The sequence below is a fragment of the Rubellimicrobium thermophilum DSM 16684 genome, from assembly GCF_000442315.1.
GTDB classification, from domain to species: Bacteria; Pseudomonadota; Alphaproteobacteria; order Rhodobacterales; family Rhodobacteraceae; genus Rubellimicrobium; species Rubellimicrobium thermophilum.
The window spans coordinates 583606-597033 of the sequence record NZ_KE557320.1; the positions used below are offsets into that span (position 1 = coordinate 583606).

The 13428-nt window shown below is 69.8% G+C and carries 9 protein-coding genes, 1 tRNA gene and 1 pseudogene; 4 read left to right on the forward strand and 7 right to left on the reverse strand.

Features of this window, described 5'->3' with window-relative positions; genetic code table 11:
- A partial coding sequence (locus RUTHE_RS03810; protein ID WP_084464993.1) for a helicase-related protein occupies positions 1 to 2843 on the reverse strand: 2843 nt, incomplete at its 3' end.
- Between the two features lie 33 nt (positions 2844 to 2876).
- The gene (locus RUTHE_RS03815; protein WP_245542187.1) at positions 2877 to 3512 is read right to left on the reverse strand and encodes a tetratricopeptide repeat protein; all 636 of its coding nucleotides are present in this window, start codon (positions 3510 to 3512) and stop codon (positions 2877 to 2879) included.
- Between RUTHE_RS03815 and RUTHE_RS03820 the strand changes: the two genes are divergently transcribed.
- Positions 3511 to 3801 carry an SCP2 sterol-binding domain-containing protein gene (locus RUTHE_RS03820; RefSeq protein WP_021096965.1) on the forward strand — a complete coding sequence of 97 codons (291 nt, stop codon included), beginning with the start codon at positions 3511 to 3513 and terminating at the stop codon, positions 3799 to 3801. The genes RUTHE_RS03815 and RUTHE_RS03820 overlap by 2 nt on opposite strands.
- Before the next feature lie 5 nt (positions 3802 to 3806).
- Positions 3807 to 4769: an alpha/beta fold hydrolase gene (locus RUTHE_RS03825; protein ID WP_021096966.1), complete on the forward strand. Its 963-nt coding sequence runs from the start codon at positions 3807 to 3809 to the stop codon at positions 4767 to 4769.
- 359 nt (positions 4770 to 5128) lie between these two features.
- On the opposite strand, the gene RUTHE_RS03830 is transcribed toward RUTHE_RS03825, so the two are convergent.
- The 3 genes from RUTHE_RS03830 to RUTHE_RS03840 form a co-directional block, all read right to left on the reverse strand.
- Entirely contained in the window at positions 5129 to 5485 is a 357-nt protein-coding gene (locus RUTHE_RS03830; protein WP_021096967.1) for a RidA family protein, read from the reverse strand.
- 74 nt (positions 5486 to 5559) lie between these two features.
- A tRNA-Gly gene (locus RUTHE_RS03835) sits at positions 5560 to 5633 on the reverse strand.
- A 98-nt stretch (positions 5634 to 5731) separates the two neighbouring features.
- Positions 5732 to 7798, reverse strand: a complete 2067-nt coding sequence (locus RUTHE_RS03840) for an ASKHA domain-containing protein (RefSeq protein WP_021096968.1) — start codon at positions 7796 to 7798, stop codon at positions 5732 to 5734.
- A gap of 142 nt (positions 7799 to 7940) precedes the next feature.
- Here RUTHE_RS03840 and guaB point away from each other — a divergent pair.
- Positions 7941 to 9390, forward strand: a pseudogene (guaB, locus tag RUTHE_RS03845) (IMP dehydrogenase).
- A 106-nt stretch (positions 9391 to 9496) separates the two neighbouring features.
- Here guaB and RUTHE_RS03850 read toward each other — a convergent pair.
- Positions 9497 to 11083: a CRTAC1 family protein gene (locus tag RUTHE_RS03850; RefSeq protein WP_021096970.1), complete on the reverse strand. Its 1587-nt coding sequence runs from the start codon at positions 11081 to 11083 to the stop codon at positions 9497 to 9499.
- Positions 11080 to 11850, reverse strand: coding sequence for a vanadium-dependent haloperoxidase (locus RUTHE_RS16935; RefSeq protein WP_021096971.1), 771 nt, complete (start codon positions 11848 to 11850; stop codon positions 11080 to 11082). Before RUTHE_RS16935 ends, RUTHE_RS03850 begins: the two co-directional genes overlap by 4 nt.
- A 640-nt stretch (positions 11851 to 12490) precedes the next feature.
- Between RUTHE_RS16935 and RUTHE_RS03860 the strand changes: the two genes are divergently transcribed.
- Positions 12491 to 13411 carry a sugar kinase gene (locus RUTHE_RS03860; protein WP_021096972.1) on the forward strand — a complete coding sequence of 307 codons (921 nt, stop codon included), beginning with the start codon at positions 12491 to 12493 and terminating at the stop codon, positions 13409 to 13411.
- Positions 13412 to 13428: the final 17 nt, after the last annotated feature.

Below are 13428 nucleotides of genomic sequence, written 5' to 3' on the forward strand. Positions count from 1 at the left end.
CCGCGCGCTGCGCGGGCCGCGCGCCCCGCCCAGGCAAACACGTAGAAGACCTCCGTCTCGCCGGTCATGACAGGCGTCTCGGGCATCGTCCCCGGCAGGTCCGGTGCCGAACCCGGTATCTCCGCAGGCATCCCGCCCGGCATCTCGGAGGGCGCCTCGGGCGGGGTCTCCGCTGGCGTGTCGCCGGGAAGCTCTGCCGGTGGGGCAGGGGGGGCCTCGCCGGGGGTCTCGCCCGGCAGCTCCGCCGGCTCGGGCTGCGGCTCCGGAAGCGGCTCGGGCGGCAGGTCGGGCTCTGGCATCTCCTGCGGCTCGCCGGGCGGCAGGTCGGGTTCGCGCGGGGGATCCTCGACGGGGGCGGGATCGGGCCGGTCCGGTTCGGCCGGAGGCGGCTCCGGCACGGGGGCGGGATCGGGCGTCTGCGCCTCGGGCGCCGCCGCGGCGCGGGCGCTGGCCGCTTTGGGCATGCGGAGCTTCGGCCGCTCGCCACGCTGGGCGCGGTAGCCCAGCCCCTCCATCAACTTCGCGAACTGTTCGAGCGACAACCCCGTGATCGACAGCATCTCGGGCGCGGCCTCGAATCCGGCCCGGCTGTCGCGCTCGCGAAGCAGGTCGGCCAGGCGTTCGAGCATGTCGATGCGGATCGCCCGTTCGCCGGCTGCGCGGAAACCGGCCATGGCCCAGAACCCGGCGGGATGGCTGCCCTGGGCGGGAAGGGTGACATGGCCGGGCGGCGGAGCGGGAGGAAACTCCTCGAGCCCCTTCCACAGCGACCACAGGACAAGGCGCAGCCGCGTTGGCGCCGGCTTGAGCAGCGCCGGCAGGAAGACCGTGAACTGGCCGAGCCGCACCGCATGGCGCCTCAGGGCGGCCCGCGCCTCGGCATCGAGCGCGCGCACCTCCTCGGCCACCTCGCTGCGCGGAATGATGCCGAAATGCTCGCCCAGACGATAGGCGAACCCGCGCGCAAGCGGGGGCATCGCCTCGTCCTTCTGCAGGGCGATCAGCGGCTCCATGGCCGAGGCGATCCGCCGGTCCATGAAATGCTGCAGCCGCCGCTGCACCTTCTGGGCGATCTCCGGCCCCGCTTCCTCGTCCACGAAGGCGACGATCTCCGGCTTCAGCGGATCGGCGCCGCGGGCCAGCCGTCCCACCGCCTGATCGCCCCACATCAGGCCGCCCTGTTCGGTGAAGTCGATCTCGCTGTCGGGGGCGTTGTAGAAGCGGTCTGCCCGCAGGGAGAACTGGGGAGCCAGCGCCTGCACTGCCGCCTGACGCAGCGTGCGCGCCTCCTCGGGATTGGCGGGGCGCTCGGCGCGAAAGCGGAAGCCCTCGAGCCGCCCGACGGGATGCCCCTCGACCGTCACTTCGCCCTTGTCGCTCACCTCGGCCAACAGGACCTCCTTCTGCCTCAGCCGGCGGGCGAGCGTGCTCGTCCGCTTGTCCACGAACCGTTCCGTCAGCGCCCGGTGGAGCGCATCCGACAGCCGGTCTTCTACAGCGCGGGTTTCCTCGCGCCAATGGGCCTCGTCGGGGACCCAGCCCCGGCGCTGTGCCACATAGGTCCAGGTGCGGATATGGGCGAGCCGCCGCGACAGCGTGTCGATGTCCCCCTCCGTGCGGTCGATTCGCCGCACGGCCTCTGCGATCAGGGGTTCGGGCACGCTGCCGCGCTGATGGAGATGGGTGTATATCGTGCCCAGAAGCGCGGCATGTTCCGTGCGCGAGATGCCGCGGAAATCCGGGATCCGGCAGACATCCCACAGCAGCCGCACCGAGGGGCCGTCCGAGGCGCGCGCCGCCACCTCCGCATCGCGGGCCAGCAGGCGCAGCGCGGCCAGATCGTCGCTTTCCCGCACCCGGCCGAGCCAGGGATTGTCGCTCTGTTCCTCGAGCGACCGGATCAGGCTGTCGATGCTGCCGAAACGCAGCCGCGAATTGCGCCATTGCAGACGCGTGACGGGGCGGAAACTGTGGGTCTCGATGGCCTCGACGACATCCGGGGAAAGCTCGGGCGCCTCGCCGGTGACGCCGAAGGTTCCCTGCGCAAGATGCCGGCCCGCCCGTCCTGCGATCTGGGCCAGCTCGTCGGGCCGCAGCTCGCGCATCCGCTGGCCGTCGAACTTCACCAGACTCGAGAAGGCGACATGCCCGATGTCGAGATTGAGTCCCATGCCGATCGCGTCGGTCGCGACCAGGTAATCGACCTCGCCCGCCTGATAGAGGGCCACCTGCGCATTGCGCGTGCGGGGGGACAGCGCCCCCATGACCACCGCCGCCCCGCCGCGCATGCGCCGGATGTATTCGGCGATGGCATAGACGCTCTCGATGGAGAAGCCGACGATGGCCGACCGTTCGGGCAGGCGCGCGATCGTCTTCGGTCCCGTATAGCTCAGGGTAGAGAAGCGCTCGCGCGACAGGAAGGTGACACCTGGCACCAGCGCGGCGATGGCGCTGCGCATCGTGGCGCTGCCCAGGAACAGCGTCTCCTGCAGGCCGCGGGCATGCAGCAGCCTGTCGGTGAAGACATGGCCCCGCTCGGGATCGGCACAGAGCTGGATCTCGTCCACGGCCAGGAAATCCGCGCCCATTCCCTCGGGCATCGCCTCGACGGTGCAGACCCAGTACTGCGTCCGCTCCGGGACGATCCGCTCCTCGCCCGTCACCAGCGCCACGACCGACGGACCCCGCAGCCGGACGATGCGGTCATAGACCTCCCGGGCCAGAAGGCGCAGCGGCAGCCCGATGATCCCCGTGCGATGCGCGAGCATCCGCTCGATGGCGTAATGGGTCTTGCCGGTGTTGGTCGGGCCGAGGACCGCGGTCACGCGGGGCCGGTCGGGCATCATGGTCATCGGGCGGCGTCCCCCGCACCAGGATCAGAGGCTGCGCCCTTCCAGCTCGAGCGCGAGGCGGGCCGCCTGCATCTCGGCCGCGGCATCCTGCGGGTTGATCTCGGTCACCCGACGCCAGACTTCAAGGGCCTCCGCCCGCATGCCGATCTCCTCGAGCAGAACGGCCAGCCCCTTCATCGCCTCCCAGTGATTCGGGTTGAGCGTCAGCGCCGCGCGCAGATCGTCGATGGCCGGGCCGGCCAGGCCGATCTGGTAATAGGCGGCGGCGCGGGCGGCATGGGCCTCGGCAAAGGTCGGATCATGGTCGATGGCGGCGGTCAGATGCTCGATGGCGGCCTGCCAGTCCCCGCGCGCCAGGGCGTCCTGCCCGCGCCGCAGAAGCAGATCGATCGCGGCCGATCCCGATTGCGACCACAGCGCCTCGATCTCACGCTCCACCAGGGCGGCGGCATGGGGGGTCTCCGCCGCGCGGAGCTGCGCCAGAAGCTCGGCCTCGCGGTCCTGCGCGGGCGCCGGCAGGGCTAGGGACAGCCAGAGCGCCGCCGACGTGACGGCATGTTGGACGAAGGGGACGGACAGCCGCATATCCTCACAGTAGCGGGCCGGCGTGCCGCCGCACAGGGGGCCCGGCATCACGATGAACGGAAGGACGGCAGCCATGAGCGCAGTGATCGATCAGGCGGTGACGGAACTGAACCAGCGGCTCGGGGGGCGCGGTTTCGACGGGACGGCGCGTTTCGTGCTGACAGGAGAGGGCAGCATCCTGCTCGATGCCGCTGGTGCACGCGCGGGCGAGGGCGAGGCCGATGTCACGCTCACCGCCGCGCCCGAGGTCTTCCGCGACATCCTCTCGGGCGAGACCTCGGCCACCGCCGCCTTCATGACCGGCCGGCTTCAGGTCGATGGCGACATGGGCGCGGCCATGCGGCTGGCCTCGGTCCTGTCCTGACGACCTTGCCCGCGCTTCTGCACAGACCGGAGCCGGAAGGGGCGCCGCTTCACGAGAGGATCGCGGAAGGTCCGCCGGGGGGACGGGCGGCATGGATCGCCGCCGATGACGGCGTTCGCCTGCGCGCCGTGCACTGGGTGCCGCCGGATCCCCGCGGAACGGTGCTGATCTTCACCGGCCGCACCGAATATGCCGAGAAATACGGCCCCCTTGCCGGCGATCTGGGGCGGGCCGGCCTTGCCGTCCTGACGATCGACTGGCGGGGGCAGGGGCTCTCGGCGCGGCTGCGGCCGGGCCGGATGCTCGGTCATGTGGGGCGCTTCACGGATTATCAGCGGGATGTGGCGGCTCTGATCGCCCATGCAGAGGCCCTCGGCCTGCCGCGCCCGTGGTTCCTGCTTGCGCATTCGATGGGCGGGGCCATCGGATTCCGCGCCCTGTGCGAGGGTCTGCCTGTCCGTGCGGCCGCCTTCACGGCCCCGATGTTCGGCATCCGCATGACCGGCGCCACCCGGTCGCTGGCCTGGGCGATCACCTCGCTGGGCCGCGGCGCGGGGCTGGGCCATCTGCTCACCCCCGGACAGGCGCGGCTGACCTATGTCCTGATGGCCGACTACGAGGGCAATGCTCTCACGAGCGATCGCGCCACATGGGACTGGCTCCGCCGCCAGGTGACCGAGGTGCCGGACCTCGCCCTCGGCGGCCCGACACTGCACTGGCTGAACGAGGCCCTGCGCGAAGGGCGGCGCCTGATGGCGCTGCCGCCGCCGGCCGTTCCCGCGCTCGGCCTGCTCGGCAGCGAGGAGATGATCGTGGATCCCGACCGCATCCGGCACCGTTTCGCCGACTGGCCGGGGGCCCGTCTGATCGAACTGCCCGGCGCCCGGCACGAGCTGCTGATGGAGGCGCCGCCGATCCGTGCCGCATCCCTGGCCGAGATCCTTGCGCTGTTCGACGTCCGGGGCTGAGGCCGACTTTCCAGGATAGGGGCGGATCGGGGGCTGTTGCGCAGCCGTCCGCTGCACCGTTCGCGGCCTTAACGGATCGTCAACCTTTCCCGGTGCAGGCTGACCGCATGATCACCCGCACAGGAGAGGCCGACGAATCACGACCGAATCACGACCCATCCGTTCCGCCCCGTGTGCCGGCGCCCGGACGGCCGGGTTCCGGCCTCTGCCCCCCTCTCTTCCCCTGCCCGAATCGCGGCCTGCCAGGGCCGCCCGATTCTCTCATGGAGAACCCCGCAGCCATGCCATGGACCGCAATGCCGAAGGCTCTCCTCCGCTCCGGCCAGAGGGGGGGTGCGGGCCGCCCGTCGCTGCACCTTTCAGAGAGCGGCGGTGACGATGATCTCCACCCGGTAGTCCGGCGCGGCCAGCCTGGCCTCTCCGGTCCAGCGGGCGGGGGGATTGGCAGGGTCCACCCACTGGTCCCAGACGGCGTTCATGGCCGCGAAATCGGCGATGTCGGCCAGCCAGATCTGTGCAGTCAGCAGCCGCGCCTTGCTGGTTCCAGCCAGCGCCAGAAGGCGGTCGATCTCGGCCAGAACGGCGCGGGTCTGCTCCTCGACCGGGGCGCCCGGCGCGCCGACCTGTCCGGCCAGGTAGACGATGCCGCCATGCAAGACGGCCTGGCTCATGCGCGGGCCGGGTTCGATGCGGGTGATGCTCTGGCTCTGGGTCATGATGGGTCCCTTCGTGAAGGCGCGGCCTCCCTAGAGGGACCGATGCGGAAGGGGAAGAGGCGGAAGGAAAAGACTGGAGCGGGCGAAGGGAATCGAACCCTCGTCGTAAGCTTGGGAAGCTTCTGCTCTACCATTGAGCTACGCCCGCCTCGCGCGCTTCAGGTAGCGGCTGGCGGGGCGCGCGTCAAGCTGCCGCCCGGTTCTGCGGCGCCTGCGATCCGGGTTGCGTTCAGGCGTCGGCCGCGATCAGCCCCGACGCCGCCGCCGGCCCTCTCCGCCGCCGCCTGTGTTGAAGGATGGCTCGGGCAGGGTCACGATCCGGGCCAGATTGGGGAAGGGGTCGCTGGCATGCGGGATCGCGTTGGCGGCGACGAAATGCTCCTGGAAGCGCGGTTCGATCGCGGTTTCGACCTTGTGGATGCGGCGGACCAGGCGTTCGACCTCCCGCCGTGCCGCAACCGAGCAGAGGGCGATTCGCGCGCCCGTTCCGGCGGCATTGCCCGCGCTGCGCACGGCCTCGAGCGGAACATCCGGGATCATGCCCAGGACCATGGCATGCTTCGGGCTGATATGGGCCCCGAAGGCCCCGGCCAGCACGACACGGTCCACGCGGTCCGTGCCCATCGCGTCCATGAGCAGCCGCGCCCCGGCATAGAGCGCCGACTTGGCCAGCTGGATCGCGCGGATATCGCCCTGGGTGACACTGATGCGCGGACCGCCTGTCGCGGTTCCGTCCCACAGCAGATAGGCATGGGTGCGGCCCTGTGCCTCGCAGCGCGGACTGCCCACCTGTTCGGCCGAACCGATGAGGCCTGCGGCATCGACGATGCCCGCCATGCGCATCTCGGCCACGGCCTCGATGATGCCGGATCCGCAGATCCCCGTGACGCCGGTTCCGGCGATGGCTTCGGCAAAGCCGGGCTCGTCGGACCAGAGGTCGCAGCCGATGACCTTGAATCGCGGCTCCTTGGTGACGGGGTCGATGGCGACGCGTTCGATGGCGCCGGGGGCGGCGCGCTGGCCGGCGCTGATCTGGGCCCCCTCGAAGGCTGGCCCGGTGGGCGAGGAACAGGCGAGGACCCGCTCCCGGTTGCCCAGGAGGATTTCGGCATTCGTGCCGACATCGACGATGAGGACCAGGTCGTCCGACAGGTCCGGCCGTTCGGACAGGGCTACAGCGGCGGCATCGGCGCCGACATGGCCCGCGATGCAGGGCAGGACATAGATGCGCGCGGCCTCGTTGATCTGCCGCAGCCCGAGATCCCGCGCCTCCAGATCGAGCGCCCCCGACATCGCCAGGGCGAAAGGGGCCTGCCCGAGCTCGACCGGATCGATACCCAGCAGAAGGTGATGCATCACGGGGTTGCAGACGAACACCGCCTCCACGATGTCGCGGGCGGTCACGCCGGCTTGCTGGGCCAGGGTGTCGGCCAGGCCGTCGATGGCCTCGCGCACGGCGCGGGTCATCTCGCGGTCGCCGCCGGGGTTCATCATGGCATAGGACACGCGCGACATCAGATCCTCGCCGAAGCGGATCTGGGGATTCATGACTCCGGCGCTGGCCCTGACGGTGCCGTTGCGCAGATCGGTCAGATGCGCGGCGATGGTCGTGGAGCCGACATCGACGGCCAGGCCGTAGATGCGCCCCTCGTGGAAGCCGGGCCAGACATCGATCACCCGCGCCGGCCCGTCGTCTCCGCGCCAGAGCGCCACCGTGACCGACCAGTTCCCCTTGCGCAGGGCGGTCTGGAGGCGGGCGAGGACGGACAGGGGGACGACGGTCCCGGCGATGCCCCATTGTTCGCGCAGTGCCTCGGCCAGTCTTTCGCAATCGCCGCGCGGCTCGTGCATGTCGGGTTCGGCGACCTCGACGAAATGGAGATGCGTCGCCGGGTCCATGACGATGGCGCGGGCATCGGCATCCTTGCGGACGACCTGCCGGTGGACCTGGCTTTCCGGCGGCACATCGATGACGATGTCGCCCTCGATGGTGGCCTGACAGCCCAGGCGCCGCCCCTCCTCCAGGCCGCGGATGCGATCATAGCGGTCCTCGACGGCATTGCGCGGCGAGAGGGCGTCGGGGGTTGCGGTCAGGCCGTGCTTGGGAAACTCGCCGAACTGGGGGGCGATCTGGCACTTGGAGCAGATGCCCCGTCCGCCACAGACCGAATCGAGATCGACCCCCAGCATCCGCGCCGCCTGAAGCACGCGCGTGCCCCTGGGGACATGGCCACGCTTGCCGGAGGGGGTGAAGACGACCAGCGCCTCCTGCTCGGAGGGATCGGCGTCGGGCAGGGGCTCGGGCAGGCTCACGGGACGGCTCCTCTGGGGGCAGCGGGGCCGTTCTACTCCCGCGGCGCGGGCCTGCAAGGCACGCAAGCGCCGTCTGCGTGCGGGTTTGCGTCAGGGCGCGGCCCATGTCATGACGCGCCATTCCATGGCAGGAGGGCGGATGATGGAGATTCGCGAGGCGCTCACCTTCGACGATGTGCTTCTTGTGCCGGCGGCATCCTCGGTCCTGCCTTCGACGGCCGATACCCGGACACGCGTGACGCGCAGCATCGGGCTGAACATCCCGCTGCTGTCCTCGGCGATGGATACCGTGACGGAGGCGCGCATGGCCATTGCCATGGCGCAGGCAGGCGGGATCGGGGTGATCCACCGCAATCTGGACATCGAGGCCCAGGCGGCCGAGGTGCGGGCGGTCAAGCGGTTCGTCTCGGGCATCGTGGATGCGCCGATCACGCTGCGCCCCGATCAGACACTGGCGGATGCCAAGGCGCTTCAGGCGCGACACGGGGTGACGGGTTTTCCGGTCGTGGACGAGCGGGGCCGGGTGGTGGGGATCGTCACGAATCGCGACATGCGCTTTGCCCACGACGACCGCACCCCCGTCAGCGTGATGATGACATCCGAGAACCTCGCCATGCTGCGCGAGCCGGCGGATCTGGAGGAAGCCCGTTCGCTGATGAAGGCGCGGCGGATCGAGAAGCTCCTGATCGTGGATGGCCAGGGCAAGCTCACGGGCCTGCTGACGCTCAAGGACAGCGAGCAGGCGGTCCTCAATCCCCAGGCCTGCAAGGATGCGATGGGACGCCTGCGGGTGGCGGCTGCCTCCACGGTGGGGGATGCGGGCTACGAACGCAGTCAGGCCCTGATCGATGCAGGGGTGGATATCGTGGTCATCGACACGGCCCATGGCCATTCCGAAGGGGTTGGAAAGGCTGTCAGCCGTCTCAAGGCCTTGTCGAACGAAGTTCAGGTGATTGCGGGCAATGTCGCCACTGCCGAGGGGACGCGTGCCCTGATCGATGCGGGGGCAGATGCGGTGAAGGTCGGCATCGGTCCGGGCTCGATCTGCACCACGCGGATGGTGGCGGGGGTCGGCGTGCCGCAGCTCACGGCGATCATGGACGCGGCTGCGGTGGCAGGGGATGTGCCGGTGATCGCCGATGGGGGGATCAAGTTTTCGGGCGATTTCGCCAAGGCGATCGCGGCGGGGGCGTCCTGCGCGATGGTCGGCAGCATGATCGCCGGAACGGACGAAAGCCCCGGCGAAGTGATCTTCTATCAGGGGCGCAGCTACAAGGCCTATCGCGGCATGGGTTCGCTGGGGGCGGATGGCGCGGGGATCGGCGGATCGCTACTTCCAGAAGGAGGCCGCCTCGGACAAGCTTGTCCCCGAAGGGATCGAGGGGCAGGTGCCCTACAAGGGGTCGGTCCATGCCGTCCTGCATCAGCTCGTGGGCGGTCTGCGGGCGGCGATGGGCTATACCGGCTGCGCCACCATCGAGGAGATGCGCCGCAACTGCCGCTTCGTGCGGATCACCTCGGCCGGCCTGCGCGAAAGCCATGTTCACGACGTGACCATCACGCGCGAAAGCCCGAACTACCGGATCGGTTGATCGAGGGCGCCTGTGGCCCCCAGGGTCCCTGTTGCCGGTTTCCCAGGGCAGCCAGACCCTTGGCGCCTGTTCTTCAGGTTCCGGGAAAGGCCGGGGGACAGGGTCCTCAGCGCGGCGGGGTCCAGCGCTCTGCGGGGGCGCCAGGCCGCAGGATGTGGAAGCTGTCGGCAGGCAGGCTTTCCCAGGGGCTGGCTTCGCCATGCGGCCACAGCACGCGCAGCTCCGCCTCCTCGGCCTCTCCCAGGCCGAAATGCCACCATCCCATGCGTCCGCCGGCATGGCCGCCGCCGACCGTCACCTCGAAGGCCTGCGTGCCGGCTGCGGTGCGGATCTCGATCCAGGCGCCCACGCCGTCACGGTTGGGTCCGGGCTGCTCGAGCCGGATCTGGAGCCAGTGCCCGGCACCGTCCGTCGCGTTGCGATAGATCTCGACATTCTCCCAGCGGTTCGTGACCACCAGATCCGGCAGCCCGTCGAGATTGAGATCCGCCAGCGTCCCCCCGCGCGAGATGCCGAAGGTTGCGATTCCGGCTTCCAGCCCGGCTTCGAGGAAGGTGCCATCCTCGCACAGCAGCAGCAGGTTGTTCGGGTCCTGCAGGGCAAAATCCGGCATTTCCGCGACATTGCCCTTGGCTATGAAGAGATCGGGGCGTCCATCGTTGTTCACATCGGCCCATTCCGCATGCCAGGCCGTCGAGGGGCGGATATCTCCGCCCGTATAGGGCCGCTGGGCGATGGCGCCGCGCGCAAAGGCGATGTCGGTGTAATCGGGCCGCGGGGCCTGCCCCGGCACCGGAGGCTCTACAAGCGTCTGGAGCTTGTTATCGGCCATCGAGGTCAGGGCGTATTCGGGCAGTCCGTCACCCGTGATGTCGCGTCCGGCAATGCCCATGCCCCAGATGCGCAGATGGCGCCAGCCTTCCTCCTCGGTATAGAGGCGCGGCGTCTCGCCCGGCGCCATGCGCCAGAGCTGTTCCTGCCCGCCCTTGTAGTATTCGCGGTCGTTGGAGATGCGCAGATCCTGCCAGCCTTGCCGGGCCCAGTCGGTGAAGAGGATCGACAAGGCACAATGCCCCGGCTTCAGGGCCCGGGGTGGGGCGAAGGCGTGCCCGTCAGGGCGGTAGAGGCGGTTGTCGGTACAGGATCCCCAGGGAAAGAAGGTCTCGCTCGGGTCGATATAGGTGCCGAGAGCCAGCGTCGGCCAGCTTTCGCCCGCCTCCCATGTCGCCGAAAAGGCGGTGTGCCAGGCATGGCCTCCGTCGAACTTCCAGCTCTCGTTGGCTCGCTCGAAGCGGCAGTCGGGCAGGCCGCGCATCAGGACGGCTTCGCCCTGACGCAGGAGCATGAGGTCCTGCATCCCGTCGCTGTCCACATCGAGCGGATAGAGGCCCGTGACCGCCTCCATCTCGATGCCGGAGACGACCTTCTCGAAGTGCAGCGCTCCGCCGCTTTCCGACAGGTTGCGCCACAGGCTTGCCGGTCCGGCGCCCCCTGCGAAGGCGAGATCGGGAAAGCCGTCCCCCGAACAGTCGAAGGCGGCGACGCCGCCCCCGACCATGTAGTCCCAGTCGCCCTCATAGACGCTGTGGATGCCCGCGTCTGCGCTTTCGTCGAGAAAACGGGGCAGGACGGGCTCCTGTGCCTGTGCCTGTGCCGGCAGGGCGGAAAGCAGGACAAGGGGCAGGGCTCTCATGCGCGCGTCCTCAGCCGGGCGGCATGGGCGCCGACGCAGCGTCCCTGGGCGAGGCCGTTCTCGTTCGCGGCCCGGAAATGGATACCGCCATAGAGGCGCGACATCGCGGCTTCCTCGGCGGCAGCCCGGAAGGAGGGGAAGCGGCGAGGGGGCAGGCCGTCGTCCTCGTGGGTGCGGTCGCTGAAGGGGTAATTCTCGCCGAAGAAAGCGGTCAGCACCTCGGCGGCGGCACCCGACAGGGTGGAATGGCCCGAAGGGTATTCCGGGAAGGGCGGGGTGATGAGGAGCGGTTCCCAGTCCGGGTCGAGATGCGCGCGGATATAGGTCACCGGGCGCAGGAGGTTGTACCGATACTTGCCGTCCCAGCAGGCGATGAAGGCATCAGCCATGGCCACCGACAGGACGGCCAGCACCTCGGCGCGGCGCACCGCATCGGCGCCCGCGGCCTCGAGGACCTGTTCGGCGATCCGGATCCAGTGACCGGGCGGCGTGGGGGAAAGCATCGGGTCGTCGGACCAGAAGCGGGCGATGAGGCGCTGTTCCTCGGTGAGGGTCCGCGACACGGTCAGCACCTCTTCGGCTTGGGCGCGGAAGGCCGATCCGGGTTCCTCGCTGTAGGCGGGCGGGGGCGGCAGGTCGCAGGCGTCGGCCGCCGGCACCGCGAAGGGCCGGTTGCGTCCCCATGCAGGGAGGAGCGGAGCCTGCTGCTGAACGATATGGCTCGTGGGGACCCAGTCGCCCGGCTTCGTCGGGGGGGCGCCAGTCATGGGGAAAGCCCATGTTCTCGATGTCGTGCCCGCCATCGTTGCGCGCCCATTCGAGGATGTGCTGCGCGATCCTCTCGCCGATGGCGCGGCTCCGGGCGGCTGCGGCGGGGTCCAGCCCTTCGGCCGTTTCCCGGGTAAGGCGCTCGGCCATGGCCGTCATCGCCCGCTGCCCGGTCGGGCCGGTATTGGCGAACAGTTCGGCCATCGCGGTGGCCATCGCCGCCTGAAGCGCGGCGGCGCGATCCGGCGGCGCCTCGGCCGGCAGCGGCCCGAGGTCCCGGAGCTGCCCTGCCAGCGACCGCAGCGTCGGATCGCCTGCGGCCATCGTCTCCCATGCGGCGACATAGAGATAGGCAAAGGCCCGGCTGGCCACGGGGGGCGAATAGGTCGGCGTGTGTCGGACGAGCTCCAGCACCAGACGGGTGTTGAGCGAGAGCACCTCCTCCGGGGATGGTCCGGCCCGGAGCGCGGGCGCGACGACGAGCGCAGCGATCACGGCAAGGACACGGACAAGTCTCATGGCGATCTTCCCCCCTTGCGGAAGATTGAGCATTCCGCATCGGATGAAGGCAAGAGGCGCCCTTTCGTGCCCGGCCATGGCGCGCTAAGCCCGTCGGGCCTGACGGAAGGAGAGGAGCCGATGTCCGACAGCCCCCTGCGCATCGCCTGCATCGGCGAAACGATGATCGAACTGTCCGGCTTCGATCCGGGCGCCGGACGGCTCGATGTCGGCGTGGCGGGGGACACGCTCAATACCGCCATCTATCTCGGCCGGGCGCTCGGGAGCCGGGCCGAGATCCGTTATCTGACCGCGCTGGGCGATGATCGCTTCTCCGACCATATCCTCGCCGTGATGACACGCGAAGGCCTTGTCACGGACGGTGTCGCACGCCTGCCCGGCCGGCTTCCCGGTCTCTATGCCATCTCGGTGGACGAACGGGGCGAGCGCAGCTTTGCCTACTGGCGGAACGAATCGGCGGCACGGGACATGTTCGGACCGGGGGGAATCGGTCTCGATTCACTGGTCGGTCATGATGTGCTGCTGCTGAGCGGGATCACGCTTGCCATCCTGCCGCCTGTCCATCGCGAGGCCTTGATCGCGGCCTGTGCTGCGGCAAAGGCGGCGGGGTGCATCGTGGCCTTCGATACCAATTATCGCCCCCGCCTGTGGCCGGACGAGGTGACTGCCCGTGACGTCTTCGACCGCATGTGGCGGGCGACGACCGTCGCGCTTCCCTCGCGCGATGACGAGGCACGCCTGCATCCCGGAGAATCGGTCGAGGCGCTGTTCGCGCGGCTGGCCGCAGCCGGAGTGCGGGAGATCGCACTCAAGGACGGTCCGGCGGGACCCCATCTGTGGGACGGACAGGCGCTGCCCCGCGACCGCTATCCGCCTGCACCGCGCGTCGTGGATACCACGGCTGCAGGCGACGGGTTCAATGCGGGCTATCTGGCTGCCCGGCTGCAGGGCGCATCCGTGCCGCAGGCGGCGCAGGCGGCCCATGCACTGGCGCTGCGCATCATCGGGCACAAGGGCGCCATCCTGCCCGCCGATGCGTGATGGTGGAAAATCGACCT

Coding starts and splice junctions, on each gene's coding strand:
- RUTHE_RS03860 (WP_021096972.1), top strand. CDS start 12,491: ATGTCCGACAGCCCCCTGCGCATCGCCTGCATCGGCGAAACGATGATC.
- RUTHE_RS03830 (WP_021096967.1), bottom strand. CDS start 5,485: ATGACCCAGAGCCAGAGCATCACCCGCATCGAACCCGGCCCGCGCATG.
- RUTHE_RS03850 (WP_021096970.1), bottom strand. CDS start 11,083: ATGAGAGCCCTGCCCCTTGTCCTGCTTTCCGCCCTGCCGGCACAGGCA.
- RUTHE_RS03815 (WP_245542187.1), bottom strand. CDS start 3,512: ATGGCTGCCGTCCTTCCGTTCATCGTGATGCCGGGCCCCCTGTGCGGC.
- RUTHE_RS16935 (WP_021096971.1), bottom strand. CDS start 11,850: ATGACTGGCGCCCCCCCGACGAAGCCGGGCGACTGGGTCCCCACGAGC.
- RUTHE_RS03820 (WP_021096965.1), top strand. CDS start 3,511: ATGAGCGCAGTGATCGATCAGGCGGTGACGGAACTGAACCAGCGGCTC.